Here is a 1,119-nt window from a genome sequence, read left to right as displayed (position 1 = left end):
CATTCGGGCGTGATCGCGTAGGTGGCCCACAGGCTGGCCGCGTCCTTCGGCGTGTTGGCGGGCACCTTGCCGAGCGTGCCCGGGGCGATGCCGTCGATGATGGTCGCGTCAAGGTGCGTGTAGGCGCCGAACAACTGCAGCTTGTCGGTGACGCGGCCCGCGACGCCGGCGCGCGCGCCGTTCACGCGCACCGTGCCGGTCGCGCTGTAGGTGCCGTCGCTGTTCTGCGAGCGCGCGTTGGTCTGCGTGATCTGGAAGGCGGCGGCTGTCAGCGAGAGGTTGCCGTCGTTCAGGTCCCACTTGCCGCCGACTTCATAAGCTTTGTTCTTCTGCGGCGGCAGCGGCTGCGTGCTGCCCGTGGTGGCCACCAGTTGTTCGAGCGAGGGGTTGAACGACGTGCTGTACGACACGTAGTACGACTGCTCGGGCGTCGGCTGCCAGATGGCGCCGGCGCGTACGCTGGTGAAGTCGACGGTCTGGCTTTCGGTGGCGAGCGTGGTCGCGGTCGGAATGCTGTTGTAGATGCTCGCGCGGTAGTGGTCTTGTCGCACACCAGCCACCAGCTTCCACTGCGGGCTCAGCTCGATGGTGTCGTTCACGTAGCCGGCCACGGTCGTCGCGCTCGCGGTGGCGAGGTTGCCGGGCAGCGAGGGCGCAGTGCTCGGCGTGTTGCCCTGGTAGGGCGCGAGCAGCGGCGAGCAGGTGGCATAGCCGCTGGTGCCGCCCGCCGGGTTCAGAGCCACGCCGGCGCAGGTCCCGTTGCGGTAATAGGCCTGGTTGTCGTAGGTGTCGTGGCCCAGCTCCAGGCCGGCGAGCAGCGTGTGCTTGATCGAGCCGGTGCTGAACTTGGTGTTGAGCTCGGTGAGGTTGAACAGCGACTTGTCGTGGATCGTGCGGTCGTGGCTTTGTTGCCGCACCCACAGGCTGCTCAGCGGCAGCGACGAGAACGCAGCCGCCGGCACGGCCGTGGTGCCGGTGGAGAAGGGCGTGAACACGCCCTTGGCCGACAACGTGCCGATGCTCTGCGGCGCGGTCTCGCGCGCATCGGTGGTCACGTCGTTGTACTGCGTCTGGTTGCGGATCGAGGTGTCGGGCGTGAGCTTGTGCTGCACCACCGCG

The 1,119-nt window shown here is 67.8% G+C and carries 1 protein-coding gene; it reads right to left on the bottom strand.

Annotated features, from left to right (window positions below):
* Positions 1 to 1,119, bottom strand: a 1,119-nt coding sequence (locus tag ACSFA3_RS25120) for a TonB-dependent receptor (RefSeq protein WP_435508058.1), incomplete at both ends; no start/stop codon positions are given.

The organism is Variovorax glucosi, from assembly GCF_051216695.1.
GTDB lineage: Bacteria > Pseudomonadota > Gammaproteobacteria > Burkholderiales > Burkholderiaceae_C > Variovorax.
This window is presented reverse-complemented; position numbering and strand designations above follow the sequence as displayed.